This window comes from Arthrobacter sp. 05N33_2 (assembly GCF_056397425.1).
In genome coordinates this window covers 1-21,321 of sequence record NZ_JBFTNJ010000014.1, presented here as the reverse complement: position 1 = coordinate 21,321, position 21,321 = coordinate 1, and the positions used below count along the sequence as shown (strand labels likewise).

Sequence of the window (21,321 nt, the reverse complement as noted above, 5' to 3'; positions counted from 1 at the left end):
CCTCACCATTGGCAGTCGCACTCTCGCCGGAACAGCACTCTCACGCCGGAACGGGGGGAGCCGGGACTGCGGCCCGGCCCTTCGATTGCCGGGCCCGCAGGATGATCTTGAAGATTTCACCGAGGAAGAGCAACACCACGCCCGGCACCAGGCAGAGCAGCCACTGCTGGCCGGAAAGCGGCAGCGTGCCGAACAGGTCCTGCATCACCTTCATCTGGGTGATCAGCATCGAGCCGAGGACGGCCCACGCGAACGCCCAGAGCAGCTTCGGGTTGGACACCGTGGCGGGCCCGAAGGCGCTCTCGGTCGGGTAACGCAGATTGAGCGCCACGAAGATGTTCATCAGCCCCAGCCCCACCACGGCCATGGTCTGGCCGACCTCCAGTGATCCGTAGGTGGTTTTGCCGATCTGCACGAGGATCAGCGTCGCGGCCGCCATGAAAAGCCCGACGATGAACAGGCGCACCATCATCGACCGGACGAGGATCGGCTGGTTGAAGGGCCGTGGTTTGCGGTCCATGATGCCCGGCGTCGCGAGATCCAGGCCCATCACCGCCCCAATCGGGGCGACGATCGCCATGTGGATCCACAGCACCTGGGCCGGGCTGAGCAGGGCCGTGCCGGCTATGGCGAAGGCCGAGGATCCGATGAACGCCAGAATGAACATGAACAGGTTGGCGACCTGGATCCGGATGAACTTCTGCAGGTTGTCGTACACGAGCCGGCCCTCTTCGACCGCCGCCACGATGGTGGCAAAGTTGTCGTCGGCCAGGATCATCTTGGCCGCGCCCTTGGCGACGTCGGTGCCGGTGATGCCCATCGCGATCCCGATGTCGGCGGCCGCGATGGCCGGCGCGTCGTTCACGCCGTCGCCGGTCATGGCCACGATGTTGCCCTTGCGCTTGAGCACCTCGACCAGCCTGACCTTGTGTTCGGGGGCTACACGGGCGATCACGCCGATCCCGTCCACCTGGCTGTCGGCCTCCGCGTCGCTCATCGCCGCGAACTCGGCCCCGGTCACCGCGCGGCCCCTGATGCCCAGTTCGTCGGCGATCGCCGCAGCGGTGACGGCGTGGTCGCCGGTGATCATCCGGACCCGGATGCCGGCGTGCTTTGCCTTGGCGATGGCGGCCACCGCCTCGGCGCGCGGCGGGTCAACCTCGCCGATCAGCGCCGAAATCTCCAGATCCTGCATCAGCGCCATGAGGTCGCCCGAAGGCTGGAACGTCGCCGGGTCGAACTCGCGCTGCGCCAGGGCGAGCACCCGCCTGCCCTGGCTGGCGATGCGTTCGTTCTCGGCAAGCACCTTGCCCCGCATTTCGTCAGTGAGGCGCTCGGCGTGGCCGCCCGGCATCCGGCCGAACGAGGACCTGCTCAGGAGGACGTCGGGTGCCCCCTTCACGTAGGCCCGGATCACGGGCCTGCCATCGGCCCCCGGCATCCGGTGGAACGTGGCCATGAACTTGTAGTCGGAATCGAACGGCACCGACGCCACGCGCGGGTTGTTCCGGCGGAATTCCCTGACGTCCACGCCGCCTTTCTGCGCGAGCACGTAGAGCGCCGCCTCGGTGGGGTCCCCGACCACCTCGCCGTCGTTGATATCGGAGTCGTTGCACAAGGCGCAGGAAAACATCACGTAGTCCAGGTCCCGCTCGGCGTCCCCGGTGGTCCGTTGGATCTGGCCGTCGAAACTGTAGCCCTCACCGCTGACGGTGTAGTGGTGCTGCACTGTGGTGATCTCGCGGACCGTCATCTGGTTCAGGGTCAGGGTGCCGGTCTTGTCCGAATTGATGGCCGAGGTGGAGCCCAGGGTCTCGACCGCAGGGAGGACCTTCATGATGGCGTTCTTCTTGGCCATATTGACCGACCCGACGGACAGGATGGTGGTGACGACGGCGGGCAGCGCGTCCGGGATGGAGCCGACTGCCAGCRCCACACCGATTCCGAAGAGCACCGCGAAGGACTCGCCGGAGGCCAGGCCCATCACGACGATGGCGATAAACGCGAAGAGGGCCGCGACAATGATGAAGATGGTGAGCCGGTCCACCTGCTTGGTGAGCGGGGTCTTCTCCACTTTCTGCCCGGACAGCATGTGGGCGATGTGGCYGACCTCCGAGCCCATGCCGGTGGTGGTGACGAGGATTTCGCCGTGGCCCCGCGTCACGTTCGTGTTCATGAACGCCATGTTCAGGCGGTCGCCGATGCCGACGTCGTGCCGGCCGATGGTCTCGGTGTCCTTCTCGACGGCGACGCTCTCCCCGGTCAGGGCGCCCTCCTCGATCTGGAGGGTTGCCGCCAGGATGATCCGGCCGTCGGCGGGGACGCGGTCACCGGCATCGACCACCACGATGTCGCCGGGGACGATCTGTTCGGCGGGGAGCTCCACAACGTCACCGTCGCGGCGCACCTTGGCCATAGCCTTCATCATCTGCCCCAGGGAGGCGGCGGCTTCTTCGGCCTTGCCCTCCTGGTGGTACCCCAGCCACGCGTTGAACAGCGTCAGCAGGGCAAGCCCAATGGCGGTTCCGTATTCCGCAATCAGCAAGCTGACCAGGGCGGCGACCACAAGGACGATCTGCATGTAGTCCTGATAGTGCTTGAAGAACCGTTTCCACACCGGCTCCTGCTTAGCGGCGGCGAGGGCGTTCGGGCCGTACTCCTGCAGACGCTGCTGCGCCTCTCCCGTGCTCAACCCGCCAGCCGGATCCACCTTCAGCTCGGCCGCCACTTCAGCCGGTGCCAGCGCGTACCAGCTCGCGTCTGCCTCCGCCGGGGCCACCCCAGCTACTGCTCCGGGATCGTCGCTCATGACTTCCTCCTCATCGCCGGGGCGCTGCTTAGAACGGGGTGGGGATGTGCCGCACGGCCAGTGCCGGCTCGGTGTAATCGCCGGCCTTCTGGCGCTTGGGGAGCTCGACGTCGAGCCCCGGGTACGGCTCGTAGGGCACCTGGCTGAGAATATGGCTGATGACGTTGAGCCGGCCGCGCTTCTTGATGTCATTGTGCGCGACGTACCAGGGCGCCCAGGCGGTGTCGGTCGCCTCGAACATGGCGTCCCGGGCCCGGGAATAGTCGTACCACCGTTTGTAGGACTTCAGGTCCATCGGAGAGAGTTTCCAGGTCTTGCGCGGATCGTCCATGCGGCTCTCGAGCCGCCTGGTCTGCTCGTCCGCACTGACCTCAAGCCAGTACTTGAGCAGGATGATCCCGGAGTCGACCATCGCCTTCTCCACCATCGGGGTCATGTCGAGGAACCTCTGGGTCTGTTCCGGTGTGCAGAAACCCATCACCCGCTCGACGCCCGCACGGTTGTACCAGCTGCGATCGAAGATGACCACCTCGCCCGCCGCCGGGAAGTGAGACATGTAGCGCTGGAGGTACATCTGCGACTTCTCCCGCTCGGTCGGTGTGGGGAGCGCGACCACGCGGAACACCCGGGGGCTCACCCTTTCGACGATGCGCTTGATCGTGCCGCCCTTGCCGGCCGTGTCGCGGCCCTCGAAGACGATGCAGATTTTGGCTCCGGTGGACTTCACCCACTCCTGCATGGCGACCAGTTCACCCTGCAGGACCTCCATCTCCGCTTCGTACTTCTTGCGCGGCATCTTCTTCCCGGCGCGCCCGTCCTCTTCGTCGGAGCCCTTGGACTTTTTCTTCTTCTTGCCCACCATCGACCTCCTCGCGACGTACTTGCTGAGGTAAACCACAACACTGCGACACCGGCGAGACTGTCATCCAACGAGACCGGCACCCCGGCCCGGGACTGGGGCGCGGCTGCACTTGTCGCGGGCACCCTCGTGCGGCGTCCTGCCATTCTTAGTGTTGACCGCGGCTCGGGTCCGGTCTACGGCACTAAGACCCTAATGGGCGGCGGCGGAACCGGGTGTCTCGGCCGAGCCGGCCCCTGCTGCTGGGCGCAGGGGCCGGCCGTCCGGGCTCGGCGCTGGCGCCGATGATGACGGAAACCCGCCTGGCCGCGAGGCCGGTGCGCGGGTGGCGGCCGCCACTGAGACAGAGCATCTTCCGCGCACCTTGGGAAAGCCTTGGGTTAATCCTGGAGCCATTCCGCGCAGGAATTCAGGTTACGGGTGACGCTTTCGACGGCGGCCGCCTCGTCGCGGGCGGCAATTGCGGCCACGAGTTCGTCGTGGCCCTCGTGCGGCAGGCCGTTGAAGCCTCCCCGACGCTGCTGGCGGAGCAAGTCGTTGTGGAATACGCTGCCGAAACTGACATACAGCTCATGCAGCAGCGGGTTGGCGGACGCCTCCGCCACGCGCGCATGGAAGTCCCAGTCTGCCCGGGCCCACGCGGCGTAGTCCTCGGCGAGCCAGGCGGCACGGCGGGCGGTGAGCAAACCGCGCAGGGCGGTGAGGTCGTCGGCTGTCGCATGGCGTGCAGCGAGCCGGGCCGCCTGGGTGTCCAGCCCGACCCGGACCTCGAGGATGTGCTCCTGGGAGTGGTCCTCATACATCCGCTGCGTGGCGCCTGCGATCTCGCTCGTGGCGCGGACATACGTGCCGTCCCCGCGGCGGACCTCGAGCATTCCGCTGTGGGCCAGCGCTTTGATGGCCTCACGCAGGGTGCCACGGGAGACCCCAAAGGCGGCCATCAGCTCAGGTTCGGCCGGAATGCGCTGCTGCAGCGGCCACTCGCCCGAGTGGATCAGGGCCCGCAGCTTGGCAGTGATTTCCTCCGCCAGCGGTGGCCGGTGCGAAGCTGTGAGTGTCATCGCCGGATTCCTTCCGGGGCGTGCGGGGCGGTGGCCCGCAGCTTTTTGGCTGCCAGTTCCTTGGCCCGCAGCTCCTTCGGTCCGGCCGAGAGCAGGTGGCCCACCGCGATCTGGCCAAGGGCCACGGCCAGCAGCAGGGCCAACGGCAACGTCCAGGAATTGGTGGCGCTGTGCAGCAGGCCCATGCCGAACGGGCCGAGCGTCGCCAGCAGATACCCGGCGGACTGCGCCACGGTGGACAGCGCGGTGGTCTCGGACGTGCTGCGGCCGCTGCGGCTGATCATCACCATGACCAGCGGGAAAATGCCGAGTCCGAATCCCAGCAGCACCGCGGTCAAAGGAGCCCAGTCCGTCGGCACGACCAGCATCGAGAGGACGCCGAGGGCCATGGTCACGGTGGCCAGATAGAACGCGGTCCGAAGCATCCGGGGGCGTGATCCGATGGCCACCAGCACCATGCCGGCGGGGACGGAGACGAGCTGCATGAGCCCGAACATCAGCCCGCTGTCGGACGCGGAGAGCCCCGTCGTGGCCAGCATGTAGGGGAACCAGCTGAGCACGGCGTAGGCCAGGAGCGCCTGCACTGTGAAGCCCAGCGTGATCATCGCGCCGGTGCGGGTCCGCAGCAGGGGCCACGGCGAAACCCGGGCGGCCTTGCCGGGGGATGCGTTGCGATGGGCGTGCACCGCGATCGGGAGGAAGCCGAGGCACGCCCCCAGGGCCAGGAATCCGATCGCGCCGACGCCCGCCGACGGCGAGCCCAGGGCCTGGGCCACCGGAACGATCAGCACGGCGGTGGCAGTGGCGCCTGTGGTCATGGTCAGCGTGTAGACGGCGGTCATGAGGGACGTGCGGTCCGCAAAGTGCACGCGGATGAAAGAGGGCATGGCCACGTTGCAGATGGCCAGCCCGGACATCCCCGCCACGGTGCCGGCCAACAGCATCCCGGTGGACGGGACGCCGCGGAGCAGCAGCCCGGCCGCCAGCATCACGAGGGAGAGCAGGATGGCTTTTTCCAGCCCCAGCTGCCGGGTGAGCCAGGACGTGGCAGCGCCGGCCACCGCGAAGCACAGCGTGGGGATCGAGGGGAGCAGCGCTGCGATCAGCGGGCCGTAGCCCAGGACAGCCTGCAGGTCGTGGAAAAGCGCGGCGGCGCCGGTGATGCCGGCACGCAGGTTGAGCCCGATGAGCACGAGCGCCACGACGCCGGCCACGATCACGCCCCGCGGGCGGACCGCGCCGGGTGGAGCTGTCTGGGAAAGTGCGGAAACCGCCGTGCTGCTAGCCATAGCTAAAGGTTAGACGTTTGATGTTTGAGACTCAGCCTTTAGTGGCGAATATCTCTGCAGGTGACAGAAAGCAACGCGGGGTCACGTAGCGCCCATCCCGGGCCGCTCAATGGGCGCTAAGTGACCCCGCGTTGCCTGCGGGCCGGACTGGAAGCGCGGTCAGCGCGGTCAGCGCGGGTGCCGGGCGCTGAGCCGCTGCACCGCGAGCGCGAGCCAGAGCTGCACCCGGTCCGCTGTCTGTGCGGGGTCGTATCCGGTGAGTTCGGTGATCTGCGCCAGCCGGTAGCGGACCGTATTGCGGTGCAGCGTCAGTTCCTCGGCAACGGCCGCCACCGAGCCGTTGTTGCCGAGGTAGCTTTCCAGCGTGGCCATGAGTTCGGCGCCGTGCGCCGCGTCGAAGGCCCGCAGCGGGTTCAGTGATTCGTTGGCCATGTCCGCCAGCGGAACGTCCTCGCTCGCGAGCAGCAGCGAGGTCAGACTCAGCCGCTCGGGCTCGTTGACCGGCAGCCCGTGGCTGGCCGCGTCACGGGCCTCGAAATAGCTCCAGCGCAGGCCGTTGGGCTTGGTGTACGCCCCGCCTAKGCCGATCGTGGCRTGGATCCCGGCCTCGGCGAGGTGGTCGCTGAGGCTGCGGGCAAGGGCGCTCGCGCCGCTGCCGTCGTCGGCCACCACCACCACGAGGTCCTTCCCGACGACGGAGCCGACCGCCGCGGCCAGCGGCTGGGGCAGCGAAGAGCTGCCCAACTGCTTCTGGTGGGCGGCCGATTCGGCGAGCAGGACCACGTTCTTGCGGGTGCTGTTGATGCCGACGCCGGCCAGGCGCCGGGTGGCTTCGGACGCCTCCAGCGTCCCGTGGATAACGTCGTCGAGGACCTGGCCCGCCAGCGCCCGCTGCGCCTGCCGTTGCTTGACCATGTTGTTGAGCTCAACGCTGATCAGGTTTTGGGCGTAACCCACGATGCCCGWGTCCTCGAACGGCTGCTTCACCCACAGGGTGCAGGCATCGCGGCGTCCCGTGGGGATGGGATAGGACGCCCAGCCCTCGGCCTTGGGCGCCGGGTGGCCCGCAACGCTGTTGTACAGCTGGGCGGTGAACTGGGTCAGGACGATCTCGGTGCGCAGCATCGACCCCAGGTGTTTCAGGAGCTCGGCCAGGCCGCCGCCCGTCAGCAGGGCGCGGGCCAGGATCTGGTGCCCGGCGATGAGCCGCTCAAGCTTGACCAGGTGGTCCGCGGACTGGGCGTCGGCCACGAGCTTTCCGATCGCGATGAACGGTGTCTCGTAGGGCACTTCCACCACCGGCAGCCCCCACCGGTTGGCTTCGGCGATCAGGGCCGGCGGAACGGCGTCGTGCGTCAGGCCGACCCCGAACCCGATGCCCACCGCGCCTGCCCGCTGGACCTGACGCACGAACCGGCGCTGCTCCGCGGCACTTTTGAGCCGCATACCGGTCGTCAGGATCAGTTCGCCGCCATTGAGGAACCGCTGCGGATCCTCCTGTTCGGTGACGGCCACCCAAAGAATGTCCTGGTGCCAGGTGGTTTCGGCGAGTCCGGCCTTGGTGAGATTCAGGGACGGAACTCCCAGTAGGGCTGCGAGTGAAATGGCCATGGATTCAGGATAGCCGGGTGCTGGTCAAGCGCACTAAAGTTCTGCGGGGATGGTGTGCAGGTGCCTATTCCCTGCCTTGACCTGCTGGCATAGGCTCGTGACCAGTCACACATCCGTCATTGGCAGTAAGAAAGAGGTTGTACACCGTGGTTCAAACCTTGCAGAACTTCATCAACGGCGAGTTTGTCACCCCCGCCGGCACAGGATTGCTGCCCATCGTGAACCCCACCAACGGTGACGTGGTGGCGCAGGCGCCGATCTCGGTGCAGGCCGACGTCGACGCCGCCATGACGGCAGCCAAGAACGCGTTCAAGACCTGGAAGCACACCACGCCCGGGCAGCGGCAGCTCATGCTGCTCAAGCTGGCGGATGCCGTCGAGGCCAACAGTGACGAGCTCGTGGAGGCCCAGCACCGCAACACCGGCCAGGTCCGCTCCCTGATCGCCTCCGAGGAAGTGGCCGCGGGCGCCGACCAGCTGCGCTTCTTCGCAGGCGCCGCCCGCATCATGGAAGGCAAGTCCGCCGGCGAGTACTTCGAAGGCCACACCTCCTACGTGCGGCGCGAGCCGATCGGCGTTGTTGCGCAGGTGGCCCCCTGGAACTACCCGTTCCTCATGGCCATCTGGAAGATCGGGCCTGCCCTGGCTGCCGGCAACACCGTGGTCCTCAAGCCCTCGGACACCACCCCCGAATCCACCCTGGTGCTGGCCCGGCTCGCCGGTGCGATCTTCCCGGCCGGCGTCCTGAACGTTGTCCTGGGCACCGGCGAAACCGGCGCCATGATGGTCGAGCACAAGGTCCCCGGCCTGGTCTCCATCACCGGTTCCGTCCGCGCCGGCATCGCTGTCGCCTCGGGTGCGGCCAAGGGACTCAAGCGCGCCCACCTGGAACTCGGCGGCAAGGCCCCGGCCATTGTGTTCGCCGACGCCGACATCAAGAAGAGCGCCGCGGCGATCGCCGAGTTCGCCTTCTTCAACGCCGGCCAGGACTGCACGGCCATTACGCGCGTCCTCGTCCAGGATTCGGTGCACGACGACGTCGTCGCCGCCATGGTGGAGCACACCAAGACCCTGCACACCGGCTCGCAGAACGACGAAGACAACTACTTCGGCCCGCTGAACAACGTCAACCACTTCAACGCGGTCACCTCAGTTGTCGAGCACCTGCCGGCCAACTGCAGGATCGAGACCGGCGGCCACCGCGCGGGCGAGAAGGGCTTCTTCTTCGAGCCCACCATCGTCACCGGCGCCAAGCAGAGCGATGACATCGTCCAAAAGGAAACGTTCGGCCCGGTCATCACGGTGCAGAAGTTCAGCACCGAGGACGAGGCCGYGGAACTGGCCAACGACGTCGACTACGCCCTGGCCTCGAGCGTCTGGACGACGAACCACGGTACCGCCATGCGCCTGAGCCGCGACCTCGACTTCGGCGCAGTCTGGATCAACACCCACATTCTCCTCACCGCCGAAATGCCGCACGGTGGCTTCAAGCAGTCCGGCTACGGCAAGGACCTGTCCAYGTACGGCGTGGAGGACTACACCCGCATCAAGCACGTCATGTCTGCATTAGATGCATAACGCCGTCGCATAACGCTGCTACCTCAACCTGACGCATAACTCGCGCGCCTCAACCGCACGCTTAGGAAGGCCTTCCCATGACCACCACCGCACATGACATCACCTACCGGCTCGAGCAGAAGCGCCGCGTCCAGGCCGACTTCCCGGGCCCCAAGTCCGTCGCCCTGACCGAGCGCCGCAAGGCGGTCGTCGCCGCCGGCGTAGCGTCCAGCGTCCCGGTCTTCGTGGCCGACGCCGACGGCGGCATCATCCACGACGTCGACGGCAACTCCTTCATTGACCTCGGCTCCGGCATCGCCGTGACGAGCGTCGGAGCCTCGGACCCCGCCGTCGTCGGCGCCGTGAAGGAAGCCGTGGAGCACTTCACCCACACCTGCTTCATGGTCACGCCGTACGAGGGCTATGTCGCCGTCGCCGAGCAGCTGAACCGCCTCACCCCGGGCGACCACGAAAAGCGCACGGTGCTGTTCAACTCCGGCGCCGAGGCGGTCGAAAACGCCGTCAAGGTGGCCCGCCTGGCCACCGGCCGGGACGCCGTCGTCGCGTTCGACCACGCCTACCACGGCCGCACCAACCTGACCATGGCGCTGACCGCCAAGGCCATGCCGTACAAGACCAACTTCGGCCCGTTCGCGCCCGAGGTCTACCGCATGCCGATGAGCTACCCGTTCCGCGAGGAAAACCCGGAGATCACCGGTGCCGAGGCCGCCAAGCGCGCCATCACCATGATCGAGAAGCAGATTGGCGGCGAGCAGGTTGCCGCGATCATCATCGAACCGATCCAGGGCGAAGGCGGCTTCATTGTCCCCGCCGACGGGTTCCTGCCCGCGCTGGCGGACTGGGCCAAGGACAAGGGCATCGTGTTCATCGCCGATGAGGTCCAGTCCGGCTTCTGCCGCACCGGTGAATGGTTCGCCGTGAACCACGAAGGTGTTGTCCCGGACATCATCACCATGGCCAAGGGCATCGCCGGCGGCATGCCGCTCTCCGCCATCACTGGCCGCGCCGATCTCCTCGACGCCGTCCACCCGGGCGGCCTCGGCGGCACCTACGGCGGCAACCCGGTGGCGTGCGCAGCAGCGCTGGCGTCGATCGGCTCGATGGAGCAGTACGACCTCAACGGCCGCGCCAAGCACATTGAAGAGATCGCCCTCGGCAAGCTGCGCGAACTCGCCGCTGAGCTTGCTGACGGTTCGGTGATCGGTGACGTCCGCGGCCGCGGCGCCATGCTGGCCATTGAACTCGTCCAGGCCGGTTCCAAGGAGCCGAACCCGGAGCTGACCAAGGCCGTCGCCGCAGCCTGCCTCAAGGAGGGTGTCATCATCCTCACCTGCGGCACCTACGGCAACGTCATCCGGCTGCTGCCGCCGCTGGTCATCAGCGACGAGCTGCTGCTGGACGGCCTCGGGGTCCTGGCCGCGGCCATTAAGGCCAACGCCTAGCCCAAGGCCCAATGAGCTGCCGGGAAGGCGATCCTTTCCCGGCGAGCCGGTGCTACCCGAAAACGGGCGACACAGCGGAGGAGCCGCGGACACCATGTCCGTGGCTCCTCCGCTGTTTCCGGCCTGGCTTTTTTCGGCCCTGCATCCGGGCCCTGCATCCGGTCCTACTTCCAGGCGGTCGCGTCCAGCTGGATCGCCACCACGTACAGGTGCTGGCCCTGCTCGATCTTCTCCACCTCAGTGACCCGCACCTTCGTTTCCGGAATCGTGCCCATCGGACGGCCGACGCCGATCCCGTAGCTCAGCACGCCCTCGAAGTCCCCGGCCGGCGCGTAGCTGGTGAGCGCCTGGTATCCGATTGCCGGCGGCGGCGCACTGGTCACGGTGCTGGCCGTGCCGTCCGCGGTGTGTGACTGGGCCCCGCGGAAGGTCACCTCGAGGAGGGTTCCCGTGCCGGGCATCGGGATGGGCAGGCCGCTGCCGTCGTCGACGAGTTCGGGGACCATTTCGACGTCGTAGCTGGGGAAGCCGCCGGTGAAGCGGAAGCTCAACTGGTCGTACGGCGGCGCGTCGGAGGGGTGCTGGCCCGCGCCGATGGCGGACAGCGTCGGCAGCGGTGCCGCCGGCGGGGGCGCGATCGGCACAGGGTTCTTGTGGTCCGTGTGGAACGGAGTGGTTGGCCCCGGCACGGACCAGTCGTGGGTGACCGTGGAGGAGATCACCTTGTCGCCTGATTGCGGCGGTGCCGTTTCGTCGGCATCCCCGGTTGCCGACGGCGACGGGCTGGCGGTCGGGCCGGCGGAGGCGGTCGGGGACTGCGACGGCGGCTGGCTGCCAGCGGAGGGCTGCGGGGCCGGCGGCGTGCAGGCAGACAGGACCAGCAGGAGCGTGAGGGTTCCCAGTCCCGCGGCCCGCGTCCGGGTCCGTCCGTTGCGAATGGCGTCCATGGTGCGCTCCCCTCGACCATTCCAGCGTAGGTCCGGAAGATTGTGCTGGTCAGGGTAATAAGTCACCACCTTTTTGAGGTTCCGCTGGACTAGAGTCGTTCCTATCCACTGCAGGAACGCAGACCGGCCGACGTCGCCCGGAACCCCCGGGGCGCAGCTGGCATCTGCCCCAGACCCAAAAAGGGGTTCATACATGCGATACGTAGTCGGCTATACACCCACCGAACGTGGTGCGGACGCCGTTGCCCTGGCCTCAGCCATGGCCCGCGCGCAGGGAGCGCATCTCGACCTGGTCTATGTGGTGGATCGGCACACGCCCTATGTGGCGATGAATCCGGAAGGAAACCAGGTCAGCGCCGCGGAGCAGCAGATCCGCTCAGCGGAACGCCAGGGAATGGAACTGGTCCCTGAGGGGCTGGAGGCGCACTTCCATGTCCGACAGGCAGAATCGTTCGCGGCCGGCCTCATTGAGGCCGCACTCGAGTACAGGGCAGGCTTGATCGTGGTGGGTGCCGCCAGCAGCGGCCTGTTCAAGCGCCATACCGTGGGCAATGTGGCCAACGCCCTGCTGCACGCTGCCCCGGTTCCGGTGGCACTGGCGCCGCGCGGCTACCGCCATACCGAAGCCATCACGCGTCTGACCCTCGCGGTGGGCCAGCGCGTCGGAGCGGAGGCGGCGATCGACGTCGCGATCGAATCCGCCGAGCGCCGCGGGGTGCCACTTCGGCTGGTTTCCCTCGTGGAACTGGACGTCGAGGGGGACGGCGGGGAGAACGTCAACGCCGCCCACATCCACGCCAACACCGTCCTCGCTGCCGCCGCGCACCGTCTGCCCGAGGGCCACCACGTCAGCGTGGAGGTCGCCCACGGCCGCACGATCGAGGAAGCGATCGATGACCTGGAATGGGACGACGGCGAGGTCATGATCGTCGGGTCCTCCCGCCTGGCGGAGAAGCACAAACTGTTCATTGGCAGCACGGCTTTCAAGGTGCTGCGGGCGCTCCCCGTTCCCATGGTCGTGGTCCCGCGCGACTACCAGCGGGTGGATGCCTTCCCGGAGGTCTGAGGCCCCGGGGCCAGGACCGCCCAATACGCGGGAATGTTGCTGGGCGGTCCACCGGCCTCCATCGGCACCGTCTTCAGGACGGTGGGTCCCTCCGCGATGAGGGTCCAGCGGTCCGGGGGAAACACGCGGGAGCGTTGCCCGGCACCGAAGTGGCCCGGTTTCGGCAACGAGGCAATGGCCTGGCGGAGCGGTCCCGGGATCCGCTTGCCGGTGGCGCCGAGTTCCCTCAGGTAGCTCAGGGCGCCGCCCGGGACGTTCGTTTCGACGAGGTAGATCCTGCCCCGGGTTCCCAGGAGTGCTTCGATGGAGCCTGCGAGGCGTGCCTGCCGACGCCGGCTGAGGACATGGAGCACGCCGCGGACAAAGACGTTGGCGTCGCCGAGTTCGCGCGCCAGCGCAGCCGCCGCGGCCGGCTGCGTGGCATCCAGGCTCCGGAAACTGAGGCCAGCGACCTGCGGCTGCGCGGAATGCGCGGCTGCCACGGCCTGGGGTGAGACGTCGACGCCGAGGACCGAGGCGAAGATGGCGGTGAGTCGCCGTGTGATGGTGCCGTTCCCGCAGCCGAGATCGATCACCGGAAGGCTGGTGTCCATCGCGCCGGCCATCACCTGCAGGTGGTGCCGGATCTCTTCGTTCCCGGCGCCCGGGGCTGCGTCCCAAATGACCGGTTCCCGGAGGGACCCCTGGGACACGCCGCGCCAGAAGGCATCCCAGCGCCGGTCCGGGCGGCTCGGACGGTGCAGGGAGAGCACGGCAACCCTGGCCGCGAGCCGGACAGTGTCTGCCACCCTGTGCACGCGTTTTCCTGTCTTGCGTGTTCCTGTCTTGCGTCTGCCCGCCGGAACGCTCACGCGACGGCGCCGTCTCTGTGCCCGAGCAGGTCCGTCATGTCCGCCACCGGGAGCGGGCGGCTGAAGAAATAGCCCTGGCCGAATTCGCAGTTCAGCTGCCGCAGCCTGTTGGCTTGCTCCCTGTCCTCGATGCCTTCGGCGACGGCGCCCAGCCCGGCCGAATGGATCAGCTGCAGGATGGCGGCGACGAAGGTTTCCTGCTGCCGGTCCGTGGTCAGCCCGTCGAGCAGGGACTTATCGATCTTCGCCTGCGCGGCGGGGAGCGTGCGCAGGTAGCTGATGGAGGAATAGCCGGTGCCGAAGTCGTCGATCTCGATCCGGACGCCGAGGTCATTGAGTGACTGCATGGTGGCGGCCACCTCGGGGCCGCCGCGCATGATCGCGGTTTCGGTGATTTCGATCGAAATATGGAGGGGCTCGACGCCGTGCTGGGCCAGCAGGCCTTCGACGTAGGGTGCCAGATCGACGTGGTGCAGGTCCGCGGGGGAGAGGTTGATGTGCGTGCTGAAGTCCGCGGAAAGCCCCGGATCTGACTTCCAGCGGCCGGTTTGTGCGATGGCGTTCCGGAGCACCCAGTGGCCGATTTCCACGGTGAGCCCGGCCTCGTCGGCGGCGTCGAGGAAGGTATCCGGCCCCAGCAGGCCCAAGGCGGGGTGGCGCCAGCGGATCAGGGCCTCGGCGCCGGCGATCGCTCCGGTGCGCAGGTCCATGATGGGCTGGTACTCCAGCTCGAGCTGGTCCATCGCCAGTGCCGTCCGCAGCTCCGCCACCTGGTGGACCCGCTGCTTGGCGGCCTCGTGCATGGCCGCGGAAAACACCAGGAGGGTGTCCCTGCCGCGTTTCTTGGCCTCGTGCATGGCGATGTCGGCATCGCGGATGAGTTCCTCGCTTCGCAGGCCCGGTTCCCCCAGCCGGACACCGGTGCCGGCCGTGAGGGCGACCGCCACACCGCCGGCAACGATTCTGTCCTTCAGTGATTCGCCGAGCCGGGCAGCGGTCTGCAGCACGGACTCCGTGTCCTGGTCCGCGACGAGCACCGCGAATTCATCGCCGCTGAGGCGCGCGATCAAGTGGCCCGGTCCGGCCGCGGCGCTAAGCCGCAGGGCCGTCTCGCGCAGCACGGCGTCCCCGGCGGCGTGGCCGAGGCTGTCGTTGATGAGCCGGAAGGAATCAAGGTCCATCAGGATCAGGGCCGGCTGGCGTCCCGTGCCGGCCCCGGCAACGGCTTCGGCCACTTTTTCCTGCAGCAGCGAGCGGCTGGCCAGGCCGGTCAGCTCATCGGTGTTGATGACGCGCCGGAGTTCGGCTTTGGCCGCCTCCAGGAGCGCGGTCCGCTCGGCGACCCGGACTTCCAGGTCCTCGTACATGCTCTGAAGCTCTTCGGCCAGGAGGTTGATGCCGGTGGTGACTGCGTCTATCCCGTCCCGGGCCGGTGAGACCGGCAGCCGGTTCGACAGATCGCCCGAGGACAGTACGACGATGCCGTCCACGAGGTCCTCGAGGCGGCGGTCATCATCACGCCCCGTCATGGCCCTGCGAGGTCAGCCAGCGGACCGCCTCTTCACCGTTGGTGAAAAAGCGTGTCGGAACCGGCGCGGAATTGACGCCGAGGAAGAAGTTGGCGAGGACCCGGTCCACGGCGGAGGAGCCGAGGAGCGCGATTGCCGAGGCGTCGCAGTGCTTGGCGAACACGGCCCGGGCGGCCCGGCTGACGGACTCCGTGGTGGCCATGTCGATCAGCAGCGGCGTGGGCCGGCCGCCGCACAACTCATTGACACGATCCATGGCCAGCTGGGCGTTGGGGGCATCAATCACCACGCCGCGGGCCCACTGAAGGCGCAAGATGCCGTTGCTGTCGAAGTCCAGGGACGAGATGTCGCGCCCGCCCTGAGTTTCACGATCCTCTTGTGGCACCAGCAATCCTCAATTTCGCCCCGACATGTCCCCTTCATGATGACACTAACGCACGGCGGCAGGGGTAAGCAGGCCGCCAACCCGCCGGGGGGGTAGTGCTAGGCGGCGGCGCGGGCCCGTTTCCGGGTCACGGAGTTCTTCCGGGCCGTGTGCAGCATGTCCACGGTCAGTACCAGCAGCGCCAGCCAGACGACGCCGAAACCGGCCCACCGGTCAGGTGTCATGGTTTCCTTGAACACGACGAGCGCCACGATGAACTGCAGGACGGGCGCGAAGTACTGCAGCAGCCCGATCGTGGTCATCGGCAGACGGCGGGCGGACGCGCCGAAGAACAGCAGGGGCACCGCGGTGATGACGCCCGACGCCACCAGCAGCCAGAAATGGCCCGCACCGTTTCCGGCCAGAGTTGCCGACCCGCTGACCGCGAGGAAGATCATGGTGGCCGCAGCTACGGGCGCCAGGACGATCGTCTCCACGGTAAGGCTTGTGATCGCCTCCGCCCGCGGGCCCACGCGCTTCTTGACGAATCCGTACAGGCCAAAGCTCAGCGCGAGTGTCAGTGCTATCCAGGGGAGCTTGCCGTAGGAGACCGTCAGCACCCCGACGGCCACGAAGCCGATGCCGACGGCGGCCCACTGCAGCGGCCGCAGCTTCTCCTTCAGGACGAAGACCCCCAGCAATACGGAGACCAGCGGGTTGATGAAGTAGCCCAGGGAGGCCTCGACAGCCTGGCCGGTGGTCACGCCGTAGGTGTACGTCAGCCAGTTCACCGCGATCAGGGCAGCGGCGATGGACAGCGGCCCAATCACCGTGCGGTCCCGGAAAGCAGCAGCCAGCACCCGCCAGGACCGTGTGACGGTGATGAGCAGGACGCAGAACAGGAGGGACCAGACCACCCGGTTGGCGACGATTTCGACCGCACCGGCCGGATGCAGGACGTAGAAGTACAGGGGCAGCAGCCCCCAGAGCCCGTAGGCGCCGATACCGAACAGGATTCCCGCCGTCGTGTCCTTGTCCACCGGTGCCGGTCCGCCCGGCCGGGCCGGCGCCGGCCCCGCCCCAGCGGCCGGGCCGGCCGGCGCTGTCAATGGGGCGGGGGACAAGGATCCTTCGGGCTTAGACACAAGACCAATAACACCACCTGCGCGGCGCCTATTCCTGCCAATCGGAGCGCGAGCGGGCCGGTCACATTTAGAATGGGGGCCTGTGCGCTGTAACTACTGGCGCTGTCCCTAAGACTCAGAAGGGCTCCCGGTGTCCAACTCGGCCGAATCCACATCCTCTCGTCCCCTCCGTGTCGCGATTGTTGGCGCCGGCCCGGCCGGTGTCTACGCCGCGGACATCCTGACGAAGTCCAATGAGGTCAAGGACGGCGACTTCCAGGTCAGCATCGACCTCTTCGAGGCGTATCCGGCGCCCTACGGCCTCATCCGCTACGGAGTGGCTCCCGACCATCCGCGGATCAAGGGCATTGTCAACGCGCTCCACAAGGTCCTGGACCGCGGCGACATCCGGTTCCTCGGCAACGTCACCTATGGCCGGGACCTGACGCTGCATGACTTCCGCGCGTTCTACGACGCCGTCATCTTCTCCACCGGCGCCATCAAGGACGCGGACCTGGATATTCCCGGGATCGGCCTGGAGGGATCCTTCGGCGGGGCCGACTTCGTCTCCTGGTACGACGGCCACCCGGACGTGCCGCGGGACTGGCCGCTGGAGGCCAAGGAGATTGCGGTGATCGGCAACGGGAATGTGGCCCTCGACGTGGCCCGCATGCTGGTCAAGCACGCCGATGAACTCCTGGTCACCGAAATCCCGGACAACGTCTACCGGGCGCTCAAGGATTCGCCGGTCACCGACGTCCACGTGTTTGGCCGCCGCGGCCCGGCCCAGGTGAAGTTCACGCCGCTGGAGCTGCGCGAACTCAGTCACGCCAAGGACGTGGACATCGTCCTGTATCCAGAGGACTTCGAATTCGACGAGGCTTCGGACGAGGCCATTCGCAGCAACAACCAGATCCGGACCATGGTCAACACCCTCACGAACTGGCTCGTCGAGGAGCACGCCGAGGCCGAGGAACCGTCCTCGCGCCGGCTGCACCTGCACTTCCTGCACAGCCCCGTCGAAATCTATGGAACAACAGACGACGCCGCGAACCCCGGCAAGGTCGCCGGCATCAAGTTCGAACGCATGCAGCTGGACGGCACCGGGAACGTCAAGGGCACCGGTGAGTTCCTCGACTACCCGGTCCAGGCCGTCTACCGCGCGATCGGCTACCACGRTTCGCCGCTGGATGAGCTGGAATACGATGCCCGCCGCGGCGTCGTCCCGAACGAAGGCGGCCGCGTGCTCGACGCCGAGGGCAACCCCGTGCCCGGAATCTACGCCACGGGCTGGATCAAGCGCGGCCCCGTCGGGCTGATCGGCCACACCAAGGGCGACGCGCTGGAGACCATCGGCTTCCTGCTGGAGGACCGGCTGACGCTGCCGCCGGCGCAGAACCCGGACCCGCAGGCCATCATCGACCTGCTCCAGGAGCGCGGCATCGAGTACACCACGTGGGAAGGGTGGATCAAGCTCGATGCCCACGAGCTCGCCCTCGGCGCCGAGTGGTCCGCGGCGGAGTCCGCCAACGGCATCGAACGGGAGCGCATCAAGGTGGTGCCGCGCGAGGACATGATCGAGATTTCCCGCGGCTAGGCTGTGACAGCCTGAGGCGGCAGGCCGGTGCGTTTCCAAACGCCCCGCGCGGAACTAGACTGGGCCGGACGAGGCGGCCTTCGGCACGCCGTCGAGCCCGTCCGGTGGGAGTTCAATGAGGAAACTGGTCCATCCCGCAGCACTGTTGCCGCCGGCAGGCGGAGTCACCGCAGCGCTGCGCCAGCAATATGCCAGCGCGGGCCATGAGCAGCTGGATTCCCGTGGAATGGCGTTCTCCGAGGGCCTGCAGTTGCCCGGGATCAGCACCCTGATTCAGGAATCGTGGCAGCGCTCCGTCCGGCTGCAGGCCAACCCGGACAACCCCGAGGCGCCGCTGGCCATGGACCGCGAGGAACTCGAAGAATACCGCCGCCAGCACCCCCTGGCCGCCATCATGCCCGTGATCCACAAGCTCCTGGTCCTGCCCAGCCACGACAGCGGAATGCTGGTAGCCGTGGGTGACGAGGTCGGCAGGCTCCTCTGGGTGGAAGGGGACGCCGCCCTGCAGCGCCGGGCCGAGGGCATGATGTTCGTCCCGGGCGCCGACTGGTCCGAGGCGACGGTCGGCACCAGCGCCCCCGGCACCGCGCTGGCCCTGGGCCGGGGAATCCAGATCTCCGGCGCCGAGCACTACAAGCGCTCCGTGCATCCGTGGAGCTGTACGGCGGTGCCGTTCCACGATCCGGATTCCGGCGCCCTGCTGGGGGTCGTGGACATCACCGGCACGGAGTCGGCCGTGGCCCCGCATACGTTGTCGCTGGTAGAGGCGACGGTCGCCGCGGCCCAGGCGCATCTGCGGGTCGAGCGGCTGCAGCTGGCCGCCGCCGGCCAGTCCTCGCCGTCCAGGCGGCGGAACTCGACGCCGAAAACGGCCGGGGGACCGGGCGCCAGCAGCCTCTACCGCAACAGCCTCCAGTTGCTCGGCCGCGACCAGGCCCTGCTCAGCATTGACGGCCGCACCGTGGCCATGTCCGCCCGGCACAGCGAGATCCTGGCCCTGCTCAGCACCCACCCGGCGGGGCTGAATGCCGAGGAGCTTTGCGCCCTCCTGTACCCCGGGGACGCCTCCACCATGACGCTGCGCGCCGAGATGGTGCGGCTGCGCAAGGTACTTCAGCAGCTCAACCCCGATGCCGTGCCGCAATCACGCCCCTACCGGCTGCCGCTGGACCTGGTCCCCGACGCCGGACAGGTGCTGGACTGCCTGCAGCGCGGCGCCCACCGGATAGCGCTGGAAATCTACCGCGGCGCCGTGCTGCCCCGCTCCGAGGCCCCCGGCATCGTGGAGCTGCGGGCCAGGGTCTCCGCGCTGATGCGCGAGGCCCTGTTGACGGACGGCAGCGCGGAATCGCTCCTGAAATACGCCGCGCTGCCCGAAGCAAAGGACGACGTCGACGTCCGCATCGCCGCGCTGAAGCTGCTGGCGCCGCGCTCGCCCAAGCGCGCCGCCGTCGTCGCCGATCTGGAACGGCTGGACCGCGAGCTAAGCGCCTGACCGTCGCGGACCGCCGGAATGCCCCGCAGTGACCTGGCTCACTCCGGTTGCAACCTGACTGCAACCTTCACGCGCCTACGCTGGGTGCAACGGGGGCCGGAAGCGCCTTGCAGCCCCCCATCTTGCACAGCAAAGGAGCTAGCAATGACTGTTTACGCCCAGCCCGGAACCGAGGGCTCGAAGGTCACCTTCAAGGACCGCTACGAAAACTGGATCGGTGGCGAGTGGGTTGCGCCGGTCAAGGGACAGTACTTCGAGAACATCACCCCGGTGACCGGCAAGGCTTTCTGCGAGGTGGCCCGCGGCACCGCCGAGGACATCGAACTGGCGCTGGATGCCGCCCACAAGATTGCACCGTCCTGGGGCAAGACCTCCGTGGCCGAGCGTGCCGCGATCCTGAACAAGATTGCCGACCGGATCGATGAGAACACCGAGATGCTCGCCGTCGCCGAGTCCTGGGACAACGGCAAGCCGATCCGCGAGACCCTCAACGCCGACATTCCGCTCGCCGCCGACCATTTCCGCTACTTCGCCTCCGCCGTCCGCGCCCAGGAGGGCCGGCTGTCCCAGCTCGACGACGACACCACCGCTTACCACTACCACGAGCCGCTCGGCGTCGTCGGCCAGATCATCCCCTGGAACTTCCCGATCCTCATGGCCGTCTGGAAGCTCGCCCCGGCCCTCGCCGCCGGCAACGCCGTCGTCCTGAAGCCGGCCGAGCAGACGCCGTCTTCGATCCTGGTGCTGATGGAACTCATCGGCGACCTGCTGCCGGCCGGTGTCCTCAATGTGGTCAACGGCTTCGGCGTCGAGGCCGGCAAGCCACTGGCCTCCAGCCCCCGCATCCGCAAGATCGCCTTCACCGGCGAAACCTCCACGGGCCGCCTGATCAGCCAGTACGCCAGCCAGAACCTGATTCCGGTCACGCTGGAGCTTGGCGGCAAGAGCCCGAACATCTTCTTCAACGACGTCGCGGACACCAATGACGCGTTCTACGACAAGGCCCAGGAGGGCTTCACGCTCTTCGCCTTCAACCAGGGTGAAGTCTGCACCTGCCCGTCGCGCGCCCTGATCCAGGAAGACATCTACGAATCCTTCATGGCCGACGCCGTGGCCCGGGTGGAGAAAATCATCCAGGGCAACCCGCTGGACACCGAAACCCAGCTCGGTGCCCAGGCCTCCAACGACCAGCTGGAAAAGATCCTCTCCTACATTGACATCGGAAAGCAGGAGGGCGCCAAGGTGCTCACCGGCGGTGCCCGGGCCGAAATGCCCGGAGACCTGGCCGGCGGCTACTACGTCCAGCCCACCATTTTCGAGGGCCACAACAAGATGCGGATCTTCCAGGAGGAAATCTTCGGCCCGGTTGTTTCCGTGACCCGCTTCAGCGACTACAACGACGCCATGGGCATCGCCAACGACACCCTGTACGGCCTCGGTGCCGGCGTCTGGTCCCGCAACGGCAACGTCGCCTACCGCGCCGGCCGCGAGATCCAGGCCGGCCGCGTGTGGGTCAACAACTACCACGCCTACCCGGCAGGGGCCGCGTTCGGCGGGTACAAGTCTTCCGGCATCGGCCGCGAGAACCACTCGATGATGCTGGACCACTACCAGCAGACCAAGAACCTCCTGGTCAGCTACAACGAGAACAAGCTCGGCTTCTTCTAAGCCGCACTGACCCGGGCGGGGCGGATCGCGCA

16 protein-coding genes are annotated in these 21,321 nt (G+C 67.6%); 6 read left to right on the top strand and 10 right to left on the bottom strand.

From position 1 onward, the window contains the following. Nucleotides 1-40: 40 nt before the first annotated feature. The 5 genes from AC1DHX_RS09280 to AC1DHX_RS09260 all read right to left on the bottom strand — a co-directional run bounded on the left by AC1DHX_RS09280 (nt 41) and on the right by AC1DHX_RS09260 (nt 7,629). Entirely contained in the window at nt 41-2,809 is a 2,769-nt protein-coding gene (locus tag AC1DHX_RS09280; RefSeq protein WP_476899974.1) for a cation-translocating P-type ATPase, read from the bottom strand. Nucleotides 2,810-2,837: 28 nt separating this feature from the next. Beyond that, entirely contained in the window at nt 2,838-3,707 is an 870-nt protein-coding gene (ppk2, locus tag AC1DHX_RS09275) for a polyphosphate kinase 2 (protein WP_223913723.1), read from the bottom strand. Between the two features lie 341 nt (nt 3,708-4,048). After that, on the bottom strand, nt 4,049-4,729 hold the full coding sequence (locus AC1DHX_RS09270; protein WP_223913963.1) for a FadR/GntR family transcriptional regulator: 681 nt from the start codon (nt 4,727-4,729) through the stop codon (nt 4,049-4,051). Beyond that, nucleotides 4,726-6,018, bottom strand: a complete 1,293-nt coding sequence (locus AC1DHX_RS09265; RefSeq protein ID WP_476859349.1) for an MFS transporter — start codon at nt 6,016-6,018, stop codon at nt 4,726-4,728. The genes AC1DHX_RS09270 and AC1DHX_RS09265 overlap by 4 nt, the downstream gene beginning before the upstream one ends. A 168-nt stretch (nt 6,019-6,186) precedes the next feature. After that, entirely contained in the window at nt 6,187-7,629 is a 1,443-nt protein-coding gene (locus tag AC1DHX_RS09260; RefSeq protein WP_476899973.1) for a PucR family transcriptional regulator, read from the bottom strand. Between the two features lie 146 nt (nt 7,630-7,775). Between AC1DHX_RS09260 and AC1DHX_RS09255 the strand changes: the two genes are divergently transcribed. After that, entirely contained in the window at nt 7,776-9,206 is a 1,431-nt protein-coding gene (locus AC1DHX_RS09255; protein ID WP_476899972.1) for a gamma-aminobutyraldehyde dehydrogenase, read from the top strand. A gap of 77 nt (nt 9,207-9,283) precedes the next feature. Beyond that, nucleotides 9,284-10,648 (top strand): 4-aminobutyrate--2-oxoglutarate transaminase, encoded by a 1,365-nt coding sequence (gene gabT, locus AC1DHX_RS09250; RefSeq protein ID WP_223913725.1) that lies wholly within the window; start codon nt 9,284-9,286, stop codon nt 10,646-10,648. A 164-nt stretch (nt 10,649-10,812) separates the two neighbouring features. Here gabT and AC1DHX_RS09245 read toward each other — a convergent pair whose 3' ends face one another. Further along, complete coding sequence (locus AC1DHX_RS09245; protein WP_476859351.1) at nt 10,813-11,595, bottom strand: AMIN-like domain-containing (lipo)protein; 783 nt, start codon at nt 11,593-11,595, stop codon at nt 10,813-10,815. A gap of 193 nt (nt 11,596-11,788) precedes the next feature. On the opposite strand from AC1DHX_RS09245, the gene AC1DHX_RS09240 reads away from it, so the two are divergent. Next, complete coding sequence (locus AC1DHX_RS09240) at nt 11,789-12,661, top strand: universal stress protein (RefSeq protein ID WP_223913727.1); 873 nt, start codon at nt 11,789-11,791, stop codon at nt 12,659-12,661. Here the strand turns inward: AC1DHX_RS09240 and AC1DHX_RS09235 are convergent. The 4 genes from AC1DHX_RS09235 to rarD all read right to left on the bottom strand — a co-directional run bounded on the left by AC1DHX_RS09235 (nt 12,628) and on the right by rarD (nt 16,529). After that, a complete protein-coding gene (locus AC1DHX_RS09235; protein WP_476863705.1) occupies nt 12,628-13,458 on the bottom strand; it encodes a class I SAM-dependent methyltransferase in 831 nt (276 codons plus the stop codon). The two genes, AC1DHX_RS09240 and AC1DHX_RS09235, sit on opposite strands and share 34 nt — an antisense overlap. 50 nt (nt 13,459-13,508) lie before the next feature. Further along, nucleotides 13,509-15,041, bottom strand: a complete 1,533-nt coding sequence (locus tag AC1DHX_RS09230) for a putative bifunctional diguanylate cyclase/phosphodiesterase (RefSeq protein WP_476859353.1) — start codon at nt 15,039-15,041, stop codon at nt 13,509-13,511. Then, nucleotides 15,028-15,432, bottom strand: a complete 405-nt coding sequence (locus tag AC1DHX_RS09225) for a DUF7793 family protein (RefSeq protein WP_223913730.1) — start codon at nt 15,430-15,432, stop codon at nt 15,028-15,030. Before AC1DHX_RS09225 ends, AC1DHX_RS09230 begins: the two co-directional genes overlap by 14 nt. Before the next feature lie 92 nt (nt 15,433-15,524). Continuing rightward, on the bottom strand, nt 15,525-16,529 hold the full coding sequence (gene rarD, locus AC1DHX_RS09220; protein WP_476859354.1) for an EamA family transporter RarD: 1,005 nt from the start codon (nt 16,527-16,529) through the stop codon (nt 15,525-15,527). A gap of 151 nt (nt 16,530-16,680) precedes the next feature. Here rarD and AC1DHX_RS09215 point away from each other — a divergent pair, with 151 nt between their 5' ends. From AC1DHX_RS09215 to exaC, 3 genes are all read left to right on the top strand, one after another. After that, nucleotides 16,681-18,126 (top strand): FAD-dependent oxidoreductase, encoded by a 1,446-nt coding sequence (locus AC1DHX_RS09215; protein ID WP_476899971.1) that lies wholly within the window; start codon nt 16,681-16,683, stop codon nt 18,124-18,126. 115 nt (nt 18,127-18,241) lie between these two features. After that, nucleotides 18,242-19,621 (top strand): GAF domain-containing protein, encoded by a 1,380-nt coding sequence (locus AC1DHX_RS09210; RefSeq protein ID WP_476851253.1) that lies wholly within the window; start codon nt 18,242-18,244, stop codon nt 19,619-19,621. 144 nt (nt 19,622-19,765) lie between these two features. Beyond that, nucleotides 19,766-21,289 (top strand): acetaldehyde dehydrogenase ExaC, encoded by a 1,524-nt coding sequence (gene exaC / locus AC1DHX_RS09205; RefSeq protein ID WP_230008636.1) that lies wholly within the window; start codon nt 19,766-19,768, stop codon nt 21,287-21,289. Nucleotides 21,290-21,321: the final 32 nt, after the last annotated feature.

Excerpts from the sequence above, each read along its gene's own strand:
- AC1DHX_RS09230 (WP_476859353.1), bottom strand. The coding sequence starts at position 15,041 with ATGACGGGGCGTGATGATGACCGCCGCCTCGAGGACCTCGTGGACGGC.
- exaC (WP_230008636.1), top strand. The coding sequence starts at position 19,766 with ATGACTGTTTACGCCCAGCCCGGAACCGAGGGCTCGAAGGTCACCTTC.
- AC1DHX_RS09265 (WP_476859349.1), bottom strand. The coding sequence starts at position 6,018 with ATGGCTAGCAGCACGGCGGTTTCCGCACTTTCCCAGACAGCTCCACCC.
- AC1DHX_RS09240 (WP_223913727.1), top strand. The coding sequence starts at position 11,789 with ATGCGATACGTAGTCGGCTATACACCCACCGAACGTGGTGCGGACGCC.
- AC1DHX_RS09245 (WP_476859351.1), bottom strand. The coding sequence starts at position 11,595 with ATGGACGCCATTCGCAACGGACGGACCCGGACGCGGGCCGCGGGACTG.
- AC1DHX_RS09210 (WP_476851253.1), top strand. The coding sequence starts at position 18,242 with ATGAGGAAACTGGTCCATCCCGCAGCACTGTTGCCGCCGGCAGGCGGA.
- AC1DHX_RS09270 (WP_223913963.1), bottom strand. The coding sequence starts at position 4,729 with ATGACACTCACAGCTTCGCACCGGCCACCGCTGGCGGAGGAAATCACT.
- gabT (WP_223913725.1), top strand. The coding sequence starts at position 9,284 with ATGACCACCACCGCACATGACATCACCTACCGGCTCGAGCAGAAGCGC.